The organism is Thalassoroseus sp. (genome assembly GCF_984380535.1).
This window is the reverse complement of record NZ_CFHRBF010000012.1, coordinates 40,775-61,941: the sequence shown is the minus strand read 5'-3', so window position 1 is coordinate 61,941 and position 21,167 is coordinate 40,775. Positions and strand designations below refer to the sequence as shown.

Sequence of the window (21,167 nt, the reverse complement as noted above, 5' to 3'; positions counted from 1 at the left end):
AGCAAACGAATGTTCGTATTCGACCCCGAACACTGAGGCCCCGGAATCACCAGGAGGCAGGGTCCTCCCGATGGCGTCCGACTTCGCAGCCGCGAGGGAATCCGGCGATGTGACTGCAAGAGCAGTCATTAGGAGAACAAGAGCAGCCACCCAGTGGCTCATTGGCCGCCGCCGTAAAGAAGCAAGGAACGCTACTGACGAGAATTTTATCATCGCCGTCATGGACTGCAAGATGCTGACCGGATAAATTTCCCAAGCCATTCATTTCCCGACCGCCATTGGATCATCCGAATGAGAGACACCAGTTCTTGACTGTCTTTTCTTGTGTGATCACAAACCCGATTGAGGTTCAATCAGTGAGTACGCTTTTGACACTTCTCGGAGGATTGCTCGTGCTCACCGCTGGTGCGGAAGTGCTTGTGCGCAGTGCGTCGGCTCTGGCAAGAATAGCCCGTATCTCCCCGCTCGTCATCGGGCTGACCGTCGTCGCCTTTGGGACTAGCACCCCCGAACTTGTTGTCAGTGTTCAATCGGCACTACGCGGGCAGTCAGATATCGCTCTGGGCAACGTGGTCGGTAGCAACATCTTCAATGTGCTGTTCATCTTGGGAATCTCGGCACTGATCATTCCATTGCGAGTGGCTCAGCAATTGGTTCGCTTCGATGTTCCCCTAATGATTTTTCTGTCTGTCTTGGTAGCGGTACTCGGGTGGGACCTAAATATCGGACGTTGGGAGGGATTGCTCCTAGCAACGGGTTTGCTGGCCTATACGACCTGGGGGATCTGGCAAAGTCGACGGGAAAATCAGGAAGTTCAACAGGAATTCGCCCGAGAGTACGGCAGCACAGAGGTCTCGCAATCACCGCCCCGACTTGTCGGCAATATCGTCTTCTTCGTAATAGGCCTTGCGCTCTTGGTAGTTGGCTCTCGCTGGTTCACAGATGGAGCGACAGCCATTGCCCGTCAGTTAGGTATTTCGGATTTGATCATCGGTCTGACAATCGTAGCCGCGGGAACGTCTTTGCCCGAAATTGCCACGTCCATTGTCGCGGCCGTTCGAGGCGAACGCGACATTGCCGTCGGAAACATTGTCGGCAGCAACATCTTTAACATCACCGGCGTCCTCGGGATTTCTGCTGTTTTAGCCCCCGAAGGTTTGGCGGTCTCGCCGACCGCGCTCGAGTTCGACATTCCTATTATGATCGTCGTGGCCTTTGCATGTCTGCCGATATTTTTCACTGGTCACCTAATCGCACGTTGGGAAGGCGGTCTGTTCTTAGGCTATTGCATCGCTTACATCTCGTATCTCGTCCTTGCCGAAACCAACCCCGCCCTGAATCGCACATTGACGGTAGTTATGTTGTGGTTTGTAGTTCCATTGACGGTCATCACACTGGCCGTCACAACGATCCGAGCTTACCGCAGAAGCTCTCAAACCGTCGAAGAACCGTCAAAGAGGTAAGATTCTTTTCAATCACAACTGCCTGGTAGATAGCCACGAAATCTTGCTGAACGTCACAGCCACCGCCGGCTGTGAGCACCAAGTATTTTGAGCGTCTTCGGCTACAAATTGCTTGCCGAACCATCGATTGGCCAGCAAGTCTTGAGAAAGTGCTGAGGTCAGTCTGGCCAGACGATCAAGTCAAAGTTGTTCAACTTGTCCCACTAAGACGGAGTGATGTAGCTAGCGCAGCCGATCAGGCACAGGTCGACCCCACGAGATTCCTTGATGCCATTACGGTCAATGACTTTGTTCCATTCGCAGTTACTCCTGTCACACTCCAGTTTTTGCTCGACGAGTTAAAATGGACAAATCGCCTTCCAGACTAAGATTCAAATTGTATGAGCAAGGCTGCCTTCGACTTTGCCAAGAGTCCAACCAGGGCAGACTCGATGCTGGACACTATGCGATTGCGGTTTATGCATCAATGATGCGGACTTGTACTTCTTTCAGTTCCTCGGCGAGAAATAAGTGATGGTTGATTCCGCTTTCTTCACTCCGTATCACAGTGATACATAATTTTGGATCGACTTTACGGTTACGTGGAATCAGCAGCAGCATGGAAGCGACGTCCACCGAGTTCACTCCGCCGATCACCGGAACTGTGAGGGACCAGATGGAATGACATTGTTAGCCGATGACTGCCATGCTGATGACTCGGAGTGATGTCACAAACCCTTGTTGCCCTTAATCTAATGCCCTAGGAGGTAGTTATTCGTGACCACAATTGAGGCTATTGCTAGCCTGTTTGGACTGCTCTGCGTCTGGCTGACGGTGCGGCAGAACATTTGGTGCTGGCCGGTCGGGCTGGTGATGGTCAGTCTTTACATTTGGATTTTCTATCAAGCGAAGCTCTATTCGGACATGGGGCTGCAAGTCGTTTATGTCGCGCTTCAAATCTATGGTTGGATGCACTGGCTTCGTGGTGGTCCGCGTGATTCGACTCTTCCGATCACGCGGCTCGACAGGGGCCGTGTTGTTTTATGGATTGTCGTTGCTGGTATTGGCACGGCTCTGTTGGGCAGCGGTATGGCTCGTTGGACCGATGCCTCCGTGCCGTATTGGGATGCTGCGACCACAGTTCTTAGTCTTGTGGCTCAATACCTGTTGGCCCGCAAGGTGCTGGAAAATTGGCCGTTTTGGATCACGGTGGATGTCTTGGCGATCGGCATTTATACCGTTAAGGAGTTGTATATCACCGCGGGACTTTACGTGGTGTTCTTGGGGTTGGCGAGTTGGGGATGGATCGCATGGACGAAAAGCCTTCGAGACCAAAATCAGGCGCCCGCCACGGTACCGGGATGACACTTGGTAAGTTCATGCCGCCGCACCGCGGACATCAATTCCTCATCGAGTTCGCCCGACAATACACCGAACGGCTGTATGTGTTGGTCTGCTCGATCGAGCAGGAACCAATTCCGGGCAATCTACGACACCGTTGGGTGCAAGAGATGTTTCCTGCTACCGACGTGCGGGTGGTTCATGTCACCGATGAGAACCCGCAGGAGCCACACGAACACCCCGACTTTTGGAACATCTGGCGGGAGACGGTCGAACGCGCTGTTGGCGAGCCGATCGACTTCGTTTTCGCTTCCGAAACCTACGGGGAAAAACTCGCCGAAGTGTTGGGGGCGAAGTTTGTGCCGGTGGACTTGGCGCGGGAACTGGTACCGGTTTCGGGTACGGCAATCCGAGCCGCACCGCAAAAACATTGGGAGATGTTACCGGAGTGCGTGCGGCCCCACTTTCTCAAACGCGTCTGCATCTTCGGACCGGAATCGACGGGTAAGAGCACATTAGCGCGTGATTTGGCGAAGCACTTTGAAACGCAGTACGTCTGGGAATACGCACGGCCTTTGCTTGATGTGCAAGGTGGTCAATGTCACGTAGATGACATCCCACGAATCGTCCGTGGCCAGATCGCCGCCGAGGAGGCACTCGCAAGGCAAGCGAACCGCGTGCTGTTTTGCGATACCGACGTGCTGACAACAACGATCTGGAGCGACGTGCTGTTCGGATCGGTTCCACCTTGGATTCAGGAGTTGGCCGACGAACGGGACTACGACCTGTATTTACTGCTGGATGTCGATGTTCCCTGGATCGACGATGCACAACGATTCTTCGACGCTCCTGAAGAACGGCGAGCGTTCTTTGATCGTTGCGAACGAGAGCTCAAATCACGAAACCGACGTTATGTCGTTTTGAGAGGCTCCTGGACGGAACGGTTCAAAGCCGGTTGCCAAGCGGTCGAGGAAATCCTGGTGGAAGAATGATTGTCCGAGTCCCGGGCTTCAAGGCGTGTTTTCTTACCGAAGCCTACGACTTTACTGGCCCCCTCGCGGTTCACATGTCGAGCAACGAGACCGTCTAGGGCGTTTCTTGCACCCGAAGGTGTTCTACTCATTCGCTCCAATCGACTCCCGTTTTCGAGTTCAGTATCAATCGCCTCGCGTCTCCATAGACGTGACTGCCGAGTTGCTTGGGGAAGGACGACGCTTCGGCTTGTTCACACAGATTCTGATATTGCTCGGCCCATGCGATACCGAAGGGGGCAGTGAACGCGATCTTCCGAGCGTCGTTTGAGGGCTTCCGATCTCTCAAACGCTAGAACGGCGATTTCATAAAGGACTTGCGTGCATGTGATTGCTCGCCATTGATCAGCTGCTCTCGAAAAAGACTAAGATGGTCTTCGAAAATGCTAGCACAGATTTTATGCCGACGTTCGAAGACCTTAGGCAGCATTGCTTAACGTTTTTTGCTCAGCTTGGTCGTTTTCGTGCTGTTCAGAATCTAGTAATAGATGGGACGAGGCAATTCCAGTTTGAATGAATGACCAACACAAAAGTAGCCCCCAAATCCAACTGGCTTGACTTCGAAAGTTCTCAAACCAGAGAACTGGCAGTATTGCTAGTCCGGTCGCTACGAGAACTGCTGTCAGTTGAATATGAACTTTGGACCTTCCTTTGAGACTACCAGATATAACTTGATTCATCGCATCCAGAATCAGGTAGGCGGCTCCGAACCATGCTAGTCGCTGAAAAATCTCAATGAGACTCGAGCTAGTTTTATCGAGGTCTGTAAAAAGACTCAGTACAAGACTTGGAAAAATGGTTAGCAGGATTCCAATGCTGATTGTATAGACTAAACCTAGCTGAATAGACGAGCCAGTGATTCTGAGTTGCGTCTTTCGGTTACCAGTTGTTGCCTGACCGACTAAAATCGCCGTCGCGGTTCCTAGTCCGATTAAAGGCATCGCCGCTAGTTGAAACCAGCTCAGCACGACGGTTGTTGCTTGTAAAGCTTGTTCGCCTGTACGACCAATTTGAATGACAAAGGTGCTCATTACAACGGAACGAATCACCTGATTCAATCCGAGTGATGTTCCCTGCACAGTCAATTGACGGAGAACCGAACGCTGTGGGCGAAAATTTTTGACCCCAAAGTGTTCGCCCGGTGCAACTCTCCAGACGGCCCAAGCAAAGAGAGTGGTCCTAAGCCACATCGACAAAGAGGTGGCCCAGGCTGCTCCTTCAACTCCAAGTTCAGGAAAGATGCCGGGACCGAAAATCAGCAGCCAGTCGAGAAGCACATTCGTCAGACATGCACAAATATTGATCGCCAAGACAGGGCCAGTTCGTCCCCGTCCGGCAAAGAACGCAAAGAGTCCCCCTTCTATCATCAAGGCCGGGGGAACGGTCATTAGAATCCGAAAGTAACGGGCTTCTTGGACAACCAATTCTTCGCTGTGACCTAGCCATTGGAATAACGGTGTCGCGATCAAGATCGACATCAAAAACAACGGTAGACAGCCAACCATCATCCAGAACGTCTGCCAAATGATTGGCCCGATTTCTTGAGGACGATTGGCACCGAACCGCTGGGCGACCAACGTGTTCGCGAAACCGACGGTCGCTACCGGCAGGCATGCAATCGTCCAGTATACGTTTCCCGCAGCGAGACTTGCAGCGGCCGACTGCGGGTCGTAACGGAATAGCATCAGGCGGTCGATGAACATCGCCAACGAGAAACAACCCACCGACAAGCTAAGCGGACCTGCAATTCGCAAAAGCTGCCAATAATTTGACTTATGACATGCGGAGTCCGAAGAGCCGAAGGGTTTCCAGAGTTTCAGGCGTGGCGTAAGGTTGGTCAAAGGACGGCCTAATGCATACGAATATCACAAAATGATCATATCGCATGTATTAGTACGTCGTTTCCCAGGTATACGACAAGACGATTTTCCGACCTCGCCGGATTTTGTTGCCTAGGATTCGAAACTACCGCCACCGACTAAAATCCTGCTGGCGTACTGACGGTGGCCTTCTCGATTTCCGCTGACGAAGGTTTTCGTAGTAGTTCCAACTTGCCGCAGTTCTGCTCGAATTGGATGTAACCAGCCTGATCTAACTCGTTCAGCCACCCTGTCATCGGCCATTGACCCCATTTTTCGTGGAACCGACGAGCGTTGACCACGACATCCGCGACATGCTGAACCGGAGGACGACACACCGGGTGGTGTTGGTGATATGCATAAGAGCCAACGTGTCCGAAAGCGACGTTTGCTTCGCGAGTCATGAACGCAAAGTCCGTATCTTCACCTCCGTACCCGCAAAACTGCGTATCGAATCCGCCGATTTGGTGAAACGTTGTTCGGCGGATTGTGAAACAAAGCGACCAGAAAAGTTCATATCGGTTCGATAGCCGACGTTCTCCTGGGGCAAGTTTGGGCAATGCCGGATGGGAATGTGAATGTTTTCGTAGGTCGTCGACGGTCCACTGGTCCTTCGGGAAGTCGGAATCCAGGTAGCCAATGCTGCCCATCCAGAGCGTATCTTGCTCTTTGACGGCATCGTTCATTGTCGATAAGAGATCCTCACCCGGAATGCAGTCCACATCCAGAAACAACAGATTCGGTTGTGTGGCGAGTGTTGCTCCCCGATTGCGAGCTTTCGCAAGCGGTAGGTGTCCATCTTTTCCATGAACCACGGCGGTCTTAAGTTTCATGCCCGAAGGGCAGGGCAGAGCATCGATGGGGACTTCTTGGTCCATGCCGATGATGATCCACTCCTTCGGAACCGTAGACAACCGAGAGAGGCCTAACGCTTGGTTGCGTAAATGGAGTTCCCGTCCACGGACGATCGTCACTACGGAGATGGGAAGTTGAGTATCAGACATCAATCTGCAATGTGAAATAAGTAAGTAAGAACGATTACCGATTAGCTAACTCGTCCAGAGCCTTGGCCAACACCCGACTTCCGTCGGCAGTGACGACTCCATGCCAACGGTCGGGGTTGAGTTGGGAAGCGGCCGAGAGCAAATCCGGCCACCGTTCGGGGTGACTCGGCCATTCCGTTAGCCCCAAAGCCAGACCTTCGCGATTGAGGATAGCGACTTTCCGGAGTTGCTCTTCGAACGGTCGCGGTTCCGCGATGGCGATGAGTTTGCTCTGAACATAGCCGCATTCCATCACGCTATTATGACCGGCCGCAGAAATCACAACGTCCGCAGCCGCTAAGATTTGGAGTGGTCGTTCGACCCAGCCAAGATGAGTCAAATTTGATGGACTGTTGTCATAGGAATCGGAATGTCCCAATGCGAACCAATTCCATAGCGGTGTCGCCCGAGCAGCGGCATTCAGCTTCTCTGCCGTATGCCCCACGCCACCAAGTCCGCTCATCACGACGACGATCTGTTCGTCAAGGGGCCAACCAAGTCTGCGACGGGCTTCGGTTCGGTTGGGAACACGGTCGTCGAATCGGCAAAAACCATCCGCGTAAATGGTTTTCTCTTGGACCCATTTCGGGGTGATGTCATCCTCCATGCGTTTCGGGAACGGCGCAAACAGGCGGTCCGCCGCTTCATACGCTAGCCGATGCGGTAGATCATCTCTTCGTCCGTGTTGTCGCATGACGACCGTCGGGATCGACATCAAACGCGCGAACAACGTGGTCTCCACCGAAACATCGACAAGAACGACATCGGGGTGCTCGGTGGCGAAGAAGTTCGCAAGTTGTGACATTCGTCGAGTCAGCCGGCGATCCGCCAGTGGAGCGTAATGAAGTCCACTGACTTCGCCGGATCGAGCCATTGCGTCGGCCGATAAGTGAGCATCAGACTCCAACTGAACAACGCCGCGTACGGTGGGCCCGTCCCATTCTCGCTCTGCGAAGCCACTCGTCAGAATGGTTGCTGCCGATTGCAAGTGTCGCAGAATCGCAAGGGTTCGCTGTCGATGCCCATTACCGTGATCGTGAACATAAATGCCGACATGGGACGATTTCATATCGCGACCTCAGCGAGATCGTCGACATATGGTTCCACAATCGCAGGTTGAGGAAGCTCGGTACGTCCGGCGACTTTCGTGTAGAGTTCTTCGTAGGCGGTCAAATTTGCTTCAATCCCGAATTGGGAAACGACATGATCCCGGCAGACATAACGGTCGAGTTCGAGACATTCTCGCATGCCCCGGGCCAGGTCACTAACGTTGTCCGGTTCGCACAAACGCCCAGTCTGTTCGTCGACGATTTCGGTAAGACCGCCGCGGGCGAACGCAGCGACCGGTGTGCCACAGGACAAACTTTCCGCAGCGACCAACCCGAATGGTTCGTCCCAACAGGGCGTCAAAACCGTCACGGCAGAGTCCTGCACGATCGTTGCAAGACGCTTATGGTCGGCATGCCCGAGATAGCGGATGTCATCGCAAAGCAGCGGAGCGATCTGGGTGTCGAAGTACTCGACATCGTACTTTGGCCCCACCAATACTAACGGCAACTTGGCTTTTTTGGCGGCTGCAATCGCCAGATGAGTGCCTTTTTCCGGTGTGATCCGTCCGAACCAAACAGCTTGCCGGCGTGGTCGGTGATTGAAAACCCATTGCTTGGTGTCAACGCCATTATGGATGATCGTCTGCTCGGTGAGATACTCCGACCAAGGCGTAGCATTCGCTCGGGAAACATTGACGAAGCGAAATTCTGTGGACTCCCAGCATTCGACAAGTACCTGACACATTCGCGGCAGCGGAGGCGTATGCAACGTCGTGATCATCGGTGTGTCCAGATGACCACCCCATCTTAATGGTGATGGATGAAGACTGTTGTTATGGATCACATCGAAATCGTCCCAATCGACGTTGCTCATCAGCCGATCGTACATCCCGTCTTCGAAACGTTCGACCTGTCTGTCTCTTTCGTTCGTGGCAAAATTGTGTTCCTGTCCCCAGGCAACGGTCCCACGTTCGCAAACCGCTTGAATTGGCAGATTCGGGTCGCTATCGGCCGAAGCAAAACATGTGACGTCATGACCCCGGTTGACGAGTCCGAGAACCAACGCATAGGTAAACATCTCTAAACCCCCGGCAAATGGAGGGCAAATCGGATATTTCAAATGAGATATTATGGCGATTTTCATGGCAGGTTCAGATTGAAAAGTTTTGACGGGTCCTAGCAGCGGTCGTCAGAGATATCCTCAAACCGCTGGGTCAAAATACTCCGTTAGGTCGTACAGCCACTTATAGACCTGCGGTTGTCGCGTTTTCAGACGGGAAATTCCTGTTCCTTCCGAGGGGATAGATTTACTGGTTGTCAGTTCAGTGTTTGGTGCGATGCGTTTGCGAGCGGTTGACTCTTCTTTGCGAGGGTCTCCGTCCGACCGAATATCTGCCGGCCGTTCGATCTTTTCGCTTGCCGAATCGCGTGTTCCATACGCACCCAACTACCCATAAAAAGAACGGGGAAATGCTGCGAGTTGGGCATGACTGCGTTCGAAACCGCTTGATCGAAAGCAACATATCGCGACAAGTTCAGAGCCCCTGGCAGTTTTAGGGGGCAAAGTTCCGCCAGCTTCGTGAGTCGACAGCCCGGACACTTCTTTTTTGATGTTCCGCCCGGCAGCGGGGTGCGTCACGCAGCAGTAGGATACGGAACAAAATCAACGCACCATTGGCTGATGCAGACCGACCGAAGAGTGGCGTCCGCTTCTAGAATGAACATGGAACCCACCAATATATTTGGAACTGGAGAGTTCGGGGGACTGGGGGCAATAGGTGAGTTTAGTGAATAGTCGTCGGAAGGGAGGCCACCGTACGGAATCCCGAGATCGAGTTGCCTGTCTTTCCTATAGTTCCTGAGCTATGTGAATCTGTACGGGTTATGCCGGATGTCTGGACTGATATGATTATCCACAACGTAGCGAACTTGCGAATTCGATAACTAATAAAGCTTGCTCGTCTTTCATCACGGGAAGCAAACTTTATTAATGTCGAGTTGGTTATGTCGCGAATCCTGTCGCCCAGTCGAGTACCTTTTCTCGTTTTGCTATTCGGCATATTCCTCGCGGGATGTGCGAATCGCGAGCGGCTGAGTCCTGGATTGTTGACATGGTTGGTGTCATCCAGGCAACCGGATGAGACGCGTGTGTCACCGGCAAAGGACTCTCAGCCACAAATTCAAGCAACTTCCGAAACGTCACCACTCGATCCACAATCGTCTTTGAGACTGCTAAGTATTGAAAGCGTCTCATCCCCGTCTGTTCAGGAGCAACACTCGCAGTCCGCGACACCGGATATCCCAAGTTCGGATGCCGAATCGCAGAGTTTGAAACAGCTTGCTGGTCAGCGGCAAGTTGAGGCGAAGCCGATTCAAACGGCCCAGTGGCTCCAAGATGTGATTCCGGGACTCCCTCTCCCGGCAACCGATGTGTCAGCGGATTCCTCACCGCCGGCGACGTCTGCTCCGGTCGCGACAACGGTACTAGCACCACCGCCAGCACCGGCGACCATTCCACTTCCGCTGCGAAGTCAGTCGGGCGAAGACAGAATCCGTGTGAGTTCGACAGGAGAACGAATCTCGTTGTCCGTTCGAGATGCTCCGTTGAGCACGGTCCTTTCGCTTCTCGCGGAACAACAAGGTTTGAATGTGGTCACAGGCAACGACCTCAACCATCCGGTGACTGTGACGCTGCATGAAGTCTCGGTCGAGGAAGCCTTGAACGCCATCCTTCGTAGTTCCGGCTGCACATGGCATCTGGAAAACGACATCATCTACGTTTCGAGCATCAATCAAGAAAATCACATCAACCCGGCGATTCAGGGCCGTGAAGTTCGTGTATTCCGTCTCGACTTTGTGTCAGCAACTGATATCGAGAAGGTTGTGCAAGGACTCCTTTCGCCCGTGGGACATATCTTCGCGACTGAGTCTGATGCTCATAATAGTCGCCGAACTGGTGACTCGATTGTCGTCGAAGACCTTCCTCATTACATGCGACGCATCGAGCAATATATTGCTCAGATCGATCAAGCTCCACGACAGGTTCTGATCGAAGCGCACATTCTGGAAGTTCGACTGTCTGACGATACGACCCATGGCGTCAATTTCGAATATCTAGCGAGTCTCTGTGATACGAAACTCAAACTAGAAACCTCGGGAGCGAATCCGTTAGCGGCTTCGGGGATGTTATTCAGCATTGAAGGAACACATCTGACGTCGCTCATTGAGGCCTTACAAGTCACGAACAACGCCAAAACGCTCGCTTCGCCCAAGGTGATGGTCCTTAACGGTCAGGAAGCGAAAATCCAGATTGGTGAGCGACTCGGCTTCTTTGTGACGACGACGACGCAGACCTCAACTTTGCAACAAGTGGAATTTGTCGATGTCGGCGTGCTCTTACGAGTCACTCCGCAGATCACCGCCGATCATCGTGTCATCATGACGGTTGCACCGGAAATCTCGACCGGGCAGGTGAATGAAACCACCGGTCTGCCGGATAAGGCCACCACCGAAGTTGCAACCTCGGTGATCCTCAATGATGGACGCGGAATCATCATCGGGGGATTGATTCAAGAAGCCGATACGGACCGTCAATCGAAGTTGCCGATCGTCGGTGATCTATGGGCCATCGGTCGGTTGTTCGGACGGCGGCAGGCTGCGAGAGAGCGACGAGAAATCGTTGTGGCGTTGGTGCCGCGTGTCGTACCTCATGGTTGTGCTCCGGGTATCGAGGAACAACATCAGTACGAACGGGCCACGACGCCGTTGCTCGATCAGAATCTCAAACGGTATGTCCGTCCGTCGGAAGGCACACTCCCCGATGCGATGAAAGACCCGCGGAAGATTCAACTCCGTCGACTACCCAATGCCGTTCCAAACTTGCACGATCCGTATCCGTTGCCACCAGAATACTATGTCCCAGCCAACTCGGAGCTTGGAGGCTACGATCCCAACGCTCGCTACGATGTCCACCGCTCGCCAATGTCGTATGGTGCGGTAGAAACCTATCACGAGCCGGTCTACTTCGAAGAAGAAATACCGCACTTTGGGAACGCGTATGACGCACAATAGAAGGCGTCTAAGGATGATCGAGGAGACGGTGCGGTATTGTGGGTAAGTTCCGAAACTGGCGACTGCCCGTGTGAAGTTGCAGTTCATCCCGGATGTAACTGGGACGCCGCAATGGCACATCGAATTCGGCCGCCTCGAACAGGCCTTCGCCAGGAACACCAAGCCGCACACTGAGCAGCCCAACCGGGATCAAGTCGAAGTCACGATTGGGCTCGATCCGATCAAATGGCAAGTCCACGATAGCTCCTTGTGGTCCGAAGTCGCGTGGTGTGAGTTGTCGAGACCAGCGTTCGACGATGCCAAGACGATCCCGTTCCCGGATATAGTCGAACCGTCTTGCCACCAACTCGGCCGATAACGACCCATTCACCGGCACAAGTCGGCCGGACTTAGAGATTGGCAGCACTACCACACGCAATCCATCGGGCTCCGAATCACGGTCCCAATTCGCGACCCAGGCTCGAACCCGCAACACCGCCACGGTTTCCGAAACCGGAACATGCACTGCCGCCGCGGGTTGAATGAATTGCGGTGACGGTTCCGGCGGCAAGAACGATGACCGTGATTCTTGCCCTTCAATCCGAATGACATGCGAGTCATCATAGGGCCGGATCGTTCGAATGCGATCTCGAGGAATATGAGACCGGAGAACGATGCCAGGGCGTTCCGTCCATAAGTGAATCGTCTTGGCATCGTTCTGTGAGTCGATATGCCCGATAAGCGTCCGACCATCAATGGTTTCAATTGCCATTAATGATGACTCAGTTTCAGAGTCTGACGTCCGAGGTTCTTCGGCAGACTCTACAGAGGCCACCGAGAGAAGCAGCAAGAAAACGCAGCTAGACTGAACAAGACGAATTCGACGCATAGAGAAACCTGGTGTCAACATCGTGAAATGTGTTCGATGTTAAAACCAAGCAAAGTCGATGCCGCTCGATGGTCATGTTCAAGAAGTTAGAAATACCCTATGAAAATTGCCGCATTTGTTTGACAATCGACCTTTCGTGTTTCAATTCGGCAACACCAGTCGTGAAGAAACACCACACGCCCGCAGAACTAGCCCGTGGAAGTTGGTCGATCTTCAACCACCTGAAAACGCGACGCTCATGTTTCGACCAGACATTAGGGTGTGGGGACCCGTGTCCAAGTGCCGGGGACGATAACTCCGTTGTCCGAGGAGCCAAAACCCGGTGGAGGGTTATTCGACGGACTGGAATCAAAGTCGACCGAAGCTTGACACTCTTTTTCGATAAGCAGGTTGCGATCGCAGATCAGAACGCCATTCAACAAAAAGCTTTCACTCTTATTTCCACCGTTCAATGTGACGTCCCGGCTACAATAGACGATTCCAGCCACCCGCGACGGATAAGAATCACTCTGATCGCTATCACTGACAGTTTGCCAGGGGGTTCCCGATGGGTTGAAGTTTGTCCCAGCCGCACTTTCGCTAAATGTCGTCGATGTGATTGTAATTTCAAGATCGCCTTGGACCATCAAAGAAGGAAAGTTGTTATAGGCTGGTTCGAAGTTGACTTCCTTCTTCAAATCCGTACTCAGAAAGCCCGTCCCACCATTAAGAATCACTAACGTGCCCACCACCCGCAAATGTTTCAATGTGAGACTCATTCCGCCGCAATCGATAATATAGATCCCGTGGGGGTTCGGAGTTCCGTAGGGATTATTGGATGGACTCAGGAGTTTCCCATCCATGCTCAGGCCTCCTAAGCCGTTATCTAGGGGAGCAGTCGGGATCGATGTACCTTCACTAACGTAATAGTCAAAGACTGTCGTGGGATCGGGCAGATTGTGAATGCCACTCGGGATGGTGGCGGTTCCTGAGTAACTGCCGGAATTCGTGAATCCTTGGGCTTCCAAGTTTCCATTGAGATTTCCCCAGTTCGTTACAGTGGAATTGCATCGGATGGGTCCGCCGTTAGCGACTAGCGATTCCGCAGTTGTGTAGTTACCCACCCAAAGGGTTCCGCCGACGAGCAACGGGGCACTGACCGTGTTCGTGCCACCGGTGCCAACACGGGCTTGCAACCGGCATTCCGCACCGTTCTTACGACCAATCCCGGTGAGTAACTTTCCGTCTCCGCTAGGATCATTATCGAGCTGCCAAGTCATGGTTCCCCCGTTCGCTCCAACGGCAGGGCTAGGGTGCTCTGTGCCATGGACAATGTTCGTCTGCCAGCTGGAATCGTTCTGAATATTGATGATCCCTAACTCGATCCCGGATTGAGCAAGCACGCGGACCTGTTCACCGTCAGTACCGCCAGTTGCAACACGCAATTGGGACTGAGCGACGCTCATTGCCGCCAAGCTGATCATCGAGACCATAACGGTCACCAACAGCACGGCAATATAGAGATAGCCCGCGCGTTTGGACGGTGACGGATGCAAAAACTGCGGTCGTTTATTGATCTTGTGCATGGTTCGATAACGCCGTGGCCGAGTAGTGTGTGCGACCACCGGATAATTGAAGTTGATTGGTGACGCGAGTCTGCACAGTGGCATCGGCCGCTGGCGGTTGTTCCAAAGAACCCCATTGTGACCGCCACGCGATCAACTTTGTCTGAGCTCCATCAGGTGCGGTCACGGTCACCTCGATCCGCTTGAGTCCTTCATCGAGAAACGAATTCGCATGAGGGTTGTCGACCTTAACGCGTCGCACTTGGACGCTTCGATTCCATCCGGTGTACTCAGATAGCACCGTATTATCTTTCAGCCTCGGAGGGGACGCGCTCCAACCGTGATAGTCATCGACATCATCCCAAGAACTCCGGTTGCTCGACGATTCGGAAAGCTCGACTCCAAATCCGAGTAACTCCGTGGGTTCCTCATATTCCTGACTCAGAATCTCGTTCATCAGGTCCTGAGCCAACGCGGTTCCATCGTGGATCTGCTCAGCGGCCATCCGTGTGCGGAGAACGCCTCCCACCACCTTCAACGACCCCACTAACACTAGGCCGACTAGCAAAGTCGATACGGCGACTTCAACCAACGTCAAACCGCTTCGACGCCAACGAAGACGTGCTTGTCTTTTCGACGACTGTTGCCGAGCCGAAGATGGCTTACTCATAGGTCCCATAGATCGAGATCCTTCGATGGTCTTCGGACGACGAATTTGGGAAGGTTGAAGGCCAACCATGCTTTGTGGCATCATAATTTCCCACATGAGTTTCCCCACCACTACCGCTGTAGCGATAGAAAGCATCGCTATCCTTATAGCTCAATGCAAGATAATACTCACCGGCAGGTATTGTAACCGGTGCCACACTGAAAGTAGTCCAGCCGTTCGCTGAGATTTTTTCCGTCCCGCTATTCGTGATGAGATCTTTAGGGTTCACATTGTTATCGATTCCATACAAAGCCACAGTCACATCAGAGCTAGCGAGAAGAGAGAAATTAAGATACACAGAAATGCTAACGATTTTTTGTTCTGAACTCAGCGTTACACGGGTCGCGATGATCTTTCGACGCTCGGTGTGAATTCCATCGAAGACATCCTCATATCCAAAGTTTCCACCGGTTTCCCAACGATTCCCCCACGAATTCGGGTCCATCGCCGGCGGACCGGACGCGCCTCCGGTCATCGAACGACTCGCCCAGCCGAAATTGAAAGCTTGAACGTCTGACAACAACGGCACGGTCGCTCCACCGTTGATCGAATACTGCAATTCATTAGTCGGAGCACCCGTCCAAGAATAGGTGATCGTTTCGCTATTCCCATCCGCATCGCGATCGGGAACCTGAAACGTGGCAGCCGTCGCTGATCGTTGGGTAAACAAGCGAGCTTGCGCGAGATCATTTAACATCGCCGCCTGCACGTCTGCGGCTGCGGCCCGCTCTTCAACAATCCCAATGCCACTCAACGCTTCGTCGCTGAGAAACAGGGAGGCACTCAGTCCCAGCATGAGGACCGTTGCCGCTCCGGCACTGATCAACAACTCGACCAAAGTGTAGGCAAATCGAGATCGGTTCGGATGACTAGTATTCCGTGGAATTCTCATGGACTGCTCACTCGCCCAGAAACGGCGTGAAGGGTCACGGTTCGTGTTTCCCCACCGGCTGCGAGAGTCACGATGCCGTTCGCAGCCAACGGCACTAACGGCGAACCGGTGCACGGTCGGCCATAGAGATCGAACGTTGCGGTGGTGTTGGAATCGAAATCGACTGATAGAATCGAAACTCCCGGATGACTCTGCGTGAAATCCACTACAAACCCTTGCGATGGGTGGTCCGGGTCACTCATGCCTGGCATCGCATATTGAAACGGCAGGGTGAAGTTGACCGGCTGATTCGCCCCCTTCTGACGTGCGTGTCGTCTGGCCCAATTGAGATCCGCGGCCAGTTGCGCCGCCGCACCTTCGACCCGGTAATGGTTCAACATCACCGAGTACTGAGGCACCGCTGTTGCCGCGAGAATACCCATCACGAGTACCGCAATTACTAGCTCGGAGAGTGTGAATCCTTGCCGCATCACGATGCAAGACGACCGGATTCGATCCCGCTGAGTCAGGAAACGCGAATGAGGTCGGCGGAAAGTCAACATCGCACTAAAGACCTCGATAAAAGGTGTGTTCGAAAGAAAGACCTCACAGAACCTGATGAGGACGAAGGATCAATTCATCATTAGAGCTTGGGAAACGGGTGGCTGATCGACTCTGATGTTCTATGAGAACCTTCGTGGTTTCGGCAATTGGTCCTACGTTGTTGGATCGAGACATAATTGCGAGTGCGTTCCCGTCCGAAACACCCGAGTTAACTCACCGTCGTCGTCTAGATTATCGGTCTGATCATTCATTGTGATCTCGGAGCGGCCTAACAAACGATTCGTCCGATCCCGCGAGTCTGTGCAGATGGCTGTCATCTCCGATATTTGATCAAGAAAGACCTCAATCAGTTCGGGCTGCCACTGCGAACCGGCTCCGTCCCGCAGGATGGACTCCGCTTTTGCAACTGGCATTCCGTTTCGGTAGGGCCGGTTGCTTGTCATCGCATCGAAGGCATCGGCGACTGCTAGAATTCGTCCAATCAAAGGAATATCTTCGCCTGCCAAGCCATGAGGATAACCTGACCCATCCCAGGATTCATGATGATGCAGAACACCAGGTAACATTGGTTGAAGAGGTTTTAGTCTCTTGAGCAAGTCATAGCCGCGTTGCGGATGTTCTTTGATCTTCTCGAATTCTTCGTCCGTCAAACGCCCGTTCTTTAATAGGATGCTATCACTGATGCCGATCTTTCCTAGGTCATGAAGCAAACCCGACAGATAGATCATCTGACATTCGGTCTCGGGCAGTCCCAAACTTTTCGCCAAATGTCGGGACATACATGCAACGCGGTCGCTATGACCACAAGTGTACTCATCACGCGCATCTAAGGCGGCAACAAGCGTTCGAACAAGTTCGATTGTGAGTTCTTCCTTGGCGGCATATAAACGTCGGTTGTGTGCATGAGAAGCAATGAGGATACCAGTCGCTTCTAACAGCGACGCCTCGACAGAGCCAAGCTCATTGGTCATCGACGATTTTCGTCGGCGAGGCAATTCGGGTTCTGTCGCTTCGAAATTCACTGCAATTAGCCAACCAAAGTGCTCGTCTCCACGCACCAATGTTGTCAATACGACAGATTTCGCCGTTGGACAGATCACTTGCAACTGTGCACAACGTTCTGTTGCTAACACCACGGGGCGGGTGTCGTTCTTGGCAGCGAACTCCTCGACGAGACGCCAACCATCCGCTTCAGACATCTCCTGGTGACCGAACTGTAAATACTTCGTTGCTTGCTCGTTTGCGGAGTCGTGATCACCCTCAGACGGAATCACCAACTGAAGCGAATGAAACCCTGCTAGCTTTTGCAGTCGTGGAAGGATTTCGCTGGCGACGCCTTGAATACTTGTCGTCAGACTACAATGTTCGACGTAGCGAGCCACATGCCGAAGAAAAGTTCGCTCTTCGAAATCGTCGGTCACCTGTCGCCGGTACTCGGCCACCATCGACTTGAGATTGTCAATCTCAGCCATGTGTCGCAGCGAAGATTGAGATAAGTCGCCAATAATCGAGGCTAGACAATCTGAGTCGGCTGCTGCAAACCCGATCGCAGCTACGATGGATTCATCATCTTCGCCAGTCAAAGGGACTGCGAAAACAGTACCACTCTCGGGAGATTGACAGGTTGCCGGCTGTCCACTTCGAAGCCTGTCCCGTTCCGAATTCAGCCAGTTCTGGATCTCTTGGGGCAGCGAGCGGTTCTCCATGCCAACGGGCACTTGCCACTGATCGGCGTTCTCTTCCCAAATATAGAAATCAGACTGGAGGCTCTGTTTCAGTTTTTCACAGAGGGTTTCTAAGCCCCCAATACATTCGAGTGCAGACATTGATTTTCTCTCTACATACAGGACGCCGCGAGTCCTTAACACGCCTTACCAATGAATCCTCGTTCTGTGTCTGAACACTCTTGCTCGATGCCCCTATGTTTCAGGCATTTATGCCATTTCTGAGAGACTGTCATTGTGACACCATGTTGACTTTGCATTGCATGGGACCGAGCGGTTCCTACATGTATTTATAGGTCAAATACTTAAGTGAGGCCGAAGAAAACATAAGGCTACGAATTAAATTCCGCCAATGGGACTGGTGTTTCGACGGCAAGTGGTTGGAAGCTGCGATCGACTGTACCGACCGAAAACAGATAGTGACTTGTATGGCCTTCTCGTAAGGAACGCTTCCGATCTCCATCAAATCCTCACAACCAATCGAATCGTTAGAACGCGGCGGATTGTCCTTGAATTCTGACCAGGATAGTGTGAGTTTTTCGCATTTTTGATCACCGGGAAAGCTAGGTTTCTTCGAGTGGACGAAAACGAGTGCAGAGCTTTTACACGACGCAATAGCGATGCAATGCCGTCAAAAATGAGATTGTTAAGGCGTTACCAGCTACATTAGGAACATCATTATGAAATCATTCAATTCAATAAGCAGTGTTGCGAGACAACGTGGCTTTACTTTGATCGAGCTCGTCGTTGTCGTTCTGATTTTGGGTATTGTGGCAGCGGTAGCATCACCAAGCATGTTCGATGCAGCCGGCGATGCACGTGACAATGCCGCACACTCGTCGCTGTCGATCTTGCGAGAAACGATTCAACTCCACCGTGCGCAAATCGGAGCATTTCCCGGCGACGCGGGAACAGAAGCGGATCTCAAGGCTGATCTGGATCCCTACATCAGCGGGCCGTTTCCGACGATTGAAGTTGGCAACAGCGGCAACACTGTTCGCATTCAGCAAACCGGTGCTCCCCTAACGGTTAGTGGCACGGAAAGCTGGGCTTACGACAACGTATCTGGCGAGATCATTATCAATCACGCCTCCTATTCCGCACTGTAAAACTCGGAAACTGTCGTCGGATTATTCTCGCATTTGATTGAGGCCCGTAGAATGTCTTCAAAACTCCAGATTCTTGTCGCAGAAGACAACCGTGTGTTGGCAGATGTGATTCAGTTTAATCTCGAGGACGAAGGGTTCGATGTGACTGTAGCCCACGACGGACTCAAAGCGTTGAATCTGACGCGGAAACATACTTACGATCTCATTATCTGCGACTATCAGATGCCTGGTCTATCAGGCGAAGAATTGCTTCGTGAAGTTCGAGCGGAGTCGATGAGTCAAAATGCCGTCTGCGTACTCTGTTCCGCCAAAGGCTATGAACTTGATGTCGAAAGCCTGACGAACGAATTACAGCTGATGCAAGTCGTCCTCAAACCGTTTAGTCCGAACCAACTCGTCGAATTTGCGTACGATGCCCAAGCCATTACTGCTGCGCGAAGTCAGTCCTGCAGTGATGAAGCAGTGAAAATATAAGCTGGGTTCGATTTGGAATGGATACGCCCTCTCAAATGCACGGACTAAGTCATGGCCTTGTTTCCTACATCCGAAAGTGTTTCCCGGCAGATCGCCTTTAACTTCTCGATCGTGTTGTTTGTCGCGTTTGGAGTCGTGATCGGGACGTTCTATCTCACAGACAGCGTACTGGTACAGGCCGTTGTTGCAAGTATCACTCTATTGAGTTCGATCTGCTTGTGCTATGTCGCGTTGCCGGCTTCTCTCAAACACCACCAACTGATTCGCAACCAGCTGTCAGCATTTCCTGTGCAAGAGGATGCGGTCTGGAATCCAGAACCAGTCTCAGGCAGTACGCCGACGGAACTCGGATGGAATCGCCTCGTTGAGACAGCACAGTGTTGGCGACTGTTATCGCAAATGGAACAGCGGCTCGATCAGGCTTTGCTTGGGGGGACGGCCAATAGTTTCTCCGGTGTGCTAAACGCGTTATCCGAAGGACTCGCTGTGACCGACCGGGACCACGAGATTCTTTCGGTCAATTGCGCGTTCGCATCAATCTGTGATCGTGATCCCGATGAACTGGTTGGTCTTGCGCTCGACGAAGTCTTGCCGGCTTTCATCGACCTATCGGATTTTCATGGTAGCACGCGTCCGATGATGGAAGATTACGAGCATCAAGACGAAGGCCGACAGCAATTTCTCCAGCTATGTCGTCGGCCACAGTTGAGTTCGGACGGAGAGATCGAGGGACTCGTCTGGCTGTTGCGTGATGTGACGCAGCAACATCTTGCAGAGGAAGCCCGTGAACAGTTCGTCGCCGCCGCTACTCACGAATTGCGAACGCCGTTGGCGAGCATCCGGGCATATGCGGAAACACTAGCGACACGAGAGAACATCAATCGAGAACAGCAGAAACGTTTCTTTAATACGATTCAAAGCGAAGCTTCACGCTTGGGACGCTTCATCGACGATCTTTTAGATGTGAGTCGGATGCAAGCCGGATCGCTTTCATTGGATTGTCACGAGACCGATCTTAGCCGGTTGATCAACGAAACCGTGGAGAAAATTCGCCCCACGATGGACGCGAAGCAGTTGGACTTCCGTGTTGAACTGCCTGCGAAACTTCCCACGATCATAGTCGATAAAGGCAAGATTAGCGCAGCACTTGTGAACCTACTGGGGAACGCTGCGAAGTACACTCCGGACTCAGGTCGCGTTAGTTTACGGGTCTCGTGTAGTGCTCAACGTATCGAGCTCGCTGTCACGGATACGGGAATCGGGATCTCCGAAGCTGAGCTTCCGAGTATTTTCGGTCGCTTCTTCCGGAGCGAAGACGAACGAGTTCGGGATATTTCCGGGAGTGGTCTCGGTTTGACTTTCACTCAAGAAGTCGCCCGTTTACATGGCGGCGATGTCAAAGTCGAAAGCGAACTCCACAAGGGCTCCACCTTCTGTTTGACTTTGCCAATTAGTGCAGGAGGTTGAC

Annotated in this window: 17 protein-coding genes; 7 read left to right on the top strand and 10 right to left on the bottom strand. The window is 52.6% G+C overall.

The genetic code is table 11. The annotated features are described in order from the left end of the window. The first annotated feature begins 356 nt into the window (after positions 1 to 356). The 3 genes from AC5DDB_RS17305 (at position 357) to AC5DDB_RS17295 (ending at position 3,775) form a co-directional block, all read left to right on the top strand. Positions 357 to 1,463: a calcium/sodium antiporter gene (locus AC5DDB_RS17305; protein WP_491741001.1), complete on the top strand. Its 1,107-nt coding sequence runs from the start codon at positions 357 to 359 to the stop codon at positions 1,461 to 1,463. A 756-nt stretch (positions 1,464 to 2,219) separates the two neighbouring features. Continuing rightward, entirely contained in the window at positions 2,220 to 2,807 is a 588-nt protein-coding gene (gene pnuC / locus AC5DDB_RS17300; protein WP_491741000.1) for a nicotinamide riboside transporter PnuC, read from the top strand. Continuing rightward, positions 2,804 to 3,775, top strand: coding sequence for an AAA family ATPase (locus tag AC5DDB_RS17295; RefSeq protein ID WP_491740999.1), 972 nt, complete (start codon positions 2,804 to 2,806; stop codon positions 3,773 to 3,775). The genes pnuC and AC5DDB_RS17295 overlap by 4 nt, the downstream gene beginning before the upstream one ends. Positions 3,776 to 4,233: 458 nt before the next feature. Here the strand turns inward: AC5DDB_RS17295 and AC5DDB_RS17290 are convergent, their stop codons facing one another. The 4 genes from AC5DDB_RS17290 to AC5DDB_RS17275 form a co-directional block, all read right to left on the bottom strand. Then, on the bottom strand, positions 4,234 to 5,544 hold the full coding sequence (locus AC5DDB_RS17290) for an MATE family efflux transporter (protein ID WP_491741161.1): 1,311 nt from the start codon (positions 5,542 to 5,544) through the stop codon (positions 4,234 to 4,236). Positions 5,545 to 5,792: 248 nt separating this feature from the next. After that, entirely contained in the window at positions 5,793 to 6,677 is an 885-nt protein-coding gene (locus AC5DDB_RS17285; RefSeq protein WP_491740998.1) for a glycosyltransferase family 2 protein, read from the bottom strand. Between the two features lie 34 nt (positions 6,678 to 6,711). Then, a complete protein-coding gene (locus AC5DDB_RS17280) occupies positions 6,712 to 7,785 on the bottom strand; it encodes a glycosyltransferase (RefSeq protein WP_491740997.1) in 1,074 nt (357 codons plus the stop codon). Further along, a complete protein-coding gene (locus AC5DDB_RS17275) occupies positions 7,782 to 8,909 on the bottom strand; it encodes a glycosyltransferase family 4 protein (protein ID WP_491740996.1) in 1,128 nt (375 codons plus the stop codon). Before AC5DDB_RS17275 ends, AC5DDB_RS17280 begins: the two co-directional genes overlap by 4 nt. An 860-nt stretch (positions 8,910 to 9,769) precedes the next feature. Between AC5DDB_RS17275 and AC5DDB_RS17270 the strand changes: the two genes are divergently transcribed. Then, on the top strand, positions 9,770 to 11,836 hold the full coding sequence (locus AC5DDB_RS17270; protein ID WP_491740995.1) for a secretin GspD/PilQ domain-containing protein: 2,067 nt from the start codon (positions 9,770 to 9,772) through the stop codon (positions 11,834 to 11,836). A gap of 7 nt (positions 11,837 to 11,843) precedes the next feature. On the opposite strand, the gene AC5DDB_RS17265 is transcribed toward AC5DDB_RS17270, so the two are convergent. The 6 genes from AC5DDB_RS17265 to AC5DDB_RS17240 form a co-directional block, all read right to left on the bottom strand. Further along, positions 11,844 to 12,587, bottom strand: coding sequence for a hypothetical protein (locus AC5DDB_RS17265; RefSeq protein ID WP_491740994.1), 744 nt, complete (start codon positions 12,585 to 12,587; stop codon positions 11,844 to 11,846). A gap of 371 nt (positions 12,588 to 12,958) precedes the next feature. Beyond that, complete coding sequence (locus AC5DDB_RS17260; RefSeq protein ID WP_491740993.1) at positions 12,959 to 14,269, bottom strand: hypothetical protein; 1,311 nt, start codon at positions 14,267 to 14,269, stop codon at positions 12,959 to 12,961. After that, positions 14,253 to 14,927 carry a PulJ/GspJ family protein gene (locus AC5DDB_RS17255; protein WP_491740992.1) on the bottom strand — a complete coding sequence of 225 codons (675 nt, stop codon included), beginning with the start codon at positions 14,925 to 14,927 and terminating at the stop codon, positions 14,253 to 14,255. Before AC5DDB_RS17255 ends, AC5DDB_RS17260 begins: the two co-directional genes overlap by 17 nt. Beyond that, the gene (locus tag AC5DDB_RS17250; protein ID WP_491740991.1) at positions 14,911 to 15,849 is read right to left on the bottom strand and encodes a hypothetical protein; all 939 of its coding nucleotides are present in this window, start codon (positions 15,847 to 15,849) and stop codon (positions 14,911 to 14,913) included. The genes AC5DDB_RS17255 and AC5DDB_RS17250 overlap by 17 nt, the downstream gene beginning before the upstream one ends. Continuing rightward, the gene (locus AC5DDB_RS17245) at positions 15,846 to 16,391 is read right to left on the bottom strand and encodes a prepilin-type N-terminal cleavage/methylation domain-containing protein (RefSeq protein ID WP_491740990.1); all 546 of its coding nucleotides are present in this window, start codon (positions 16,389 to 16,391) and stop codon (positions 15,846 to 15,848) included. The genes AC5DDB_RS17250 and AC5DDB_RS17245 overlap by 4 nt, the downstream gene beginning before the upstream one ends. Before the next feature lie 153 nt (positions 16,392 to 16,544). After that, positions 16,545 to 18,218, bottom strand: coding sequence for an HD-GYP domain-containing protein (locus AC5DDB_RS17240; protein WP_491740989.1), 1,674 nt, complete (start codon positions 18,216 to 18,218; stop codon positions 16,545 to 16,547). Positions 18,219 to 18,796: 578 nt separating this feature from the next. On the opposite strand from AC5DDB_RS17240, the gene AC5DDB_RS17235 reads away from it, so the two are divergent. From AC5DDB_RS17235 to AC5DDB_RS17225, 3 genes are read left to right on the top strand one after another with little or no spacing between them, the layout of a single operon-like run. Beyond that, positions 18,797 to 19,225, top strand: coding sequence for a prepilin-type N-terminal cleavage/methylation domain-containing protein (locus tag AC5DDB_RS17235; RefSeq protein WP_491740988.1), 429 nt, complete (start codon positions 18,797 to 18,799; stop codon positions 19,223 to 19,225). Between the two features lie 51 nt (positions 19,226 to 19,276). After that, positions 19,277 to 19,699: a response regulator gene (locus tag AC5DDB_RS17230; protein WP_491740987.1), complete on the top strand. Its 423-nt coding sequence runs from the start codon at positions 19,277 to 19,279 to the stop codon at positions 19,697 to 19,699. Positions 19,700 to 19,750: 51 nt separating this feature from the next. Next, positions 19,751 to 21,166: an ATP-binding protein gene (locus AC5DDB_RS17225; protein ID WP_491740986.1), complete on the top strand. Its 1,416-nt coding sequence runs from the start codon at positions 19,751 to 19,753 to the stop codon at positions 21,164 to 21,166. Position 21,167: the final 1 nt, after the last annotated feature.

What these genes read in the sequence shown, in the direction of transcription:
- AC5DDB_RS17295 (WP_491740999.1), top strand. Translation starts at nt 2,804, where the DNA reads ATGACACTTGGTAAGTTCATGCCGCCGCACCGCGGACATCAATTCCTC.
- AC5DDB_RS17285 (WP_491740998.1), bottom strand. Translation starts at nt 6,677, where the DNA reads ATGTCTGATACTCAACTTCCCATCTCCGTAGTGACGATCGTCCGTGGA.
- AC5DDB_RS17280 (WP_491740997.1), bottom strand. Translation starts at nt 7,785, where the DNA reads ATGAAATCGTCCCATGTCGGCATTTATGTTCACGATCACGGTAATGGG.
- AC5DDB_RS17275 (WP_491740996.1), bottom strand. Translation starts at nt 8,909, where the DNA reads ATGAAAATCGCCATAATATCTCATTTGAAATATCCGATTTGCCCTCCA.
- AC5DDB_RS17270 (WP_491740995.1), top strand. Translation starts at nt 9,770, where the DNA reads ATGTCGCGAATCCTGTCGCCCAGTCGAGTACCTTTTCTCGTTTTGCTA.
- AC5DDB_RS17265 (WP_491740994.1), bottom strand. Translation starts at nt 12,587, where the DNA reads ATGGCAATTGAAACCATTGATGGTCGGACGCTTATCGGGCATATCGAC.
- AC5DDB_RS17260 (WP_491740993.1), bottom strand. Translation starts at nt 14,269, where the DNA reads ATGCACAAGATCAATAAACGACCGCAGTTTTTGCATCCGTCACCGTCC.
- AC5DDB_RS17255 (WP_491740992.1), bottom strand. Translation starts at nt 14,927, where the DNA reads ATGGGACCTATGAGTAAGCCATCTTCGGCTCGGCAACAGTCGTCGAAA.
- AC5DDB_RS17250 (WP_491740991.1), bottom strand. Translation starts at nt 15,849, where the DNA reads ATGAGAATTCCACGGAATACTAGTCATCCGAACCGATCTCGATTTGCC.
- AC5DDB_RS17245 (WP_491740990.1), bottom strand. Translation starts at nt 16,391, where the DNA reads ATGTTGACTTTCCGCCGACCTCATTCGCGTTTCCTGACTCAGCGGGAT.
- AC5DDB_RS17240 (WP_491740989.1), bottom strand. Translation starts at nt 18,218, where the DNA reads ATGTCTGCACTCGAATGTATTGGGGGCTTAGAAACCCTCTGTGAAAAA.
- AC5DDB_RS17235 (WP_491740988.1), top strand. Translation starts at nt 18,797, where the DNA reads ATGAAATCATTCAATTCAATAAGCAGTGTTGCGAGACAACGTGGCTTT.
- AC5DDB_RS17230 (WP_491740987.1), top strand. Translation starts at nt 19,277, where the DNA reads ATGTCTTCAAAACTCCAGATTCTTGTCGCAGAAGACAACCGTGTGTTG.
- AC5DDB_RS17225 (WP_491740986.1), top strand. Translation starts at nt 19,751, where the DNA reads ATGGCCTTGTTTCCTACATCCGAAAGTGTTTCCCGGCAGATCGCCTTT.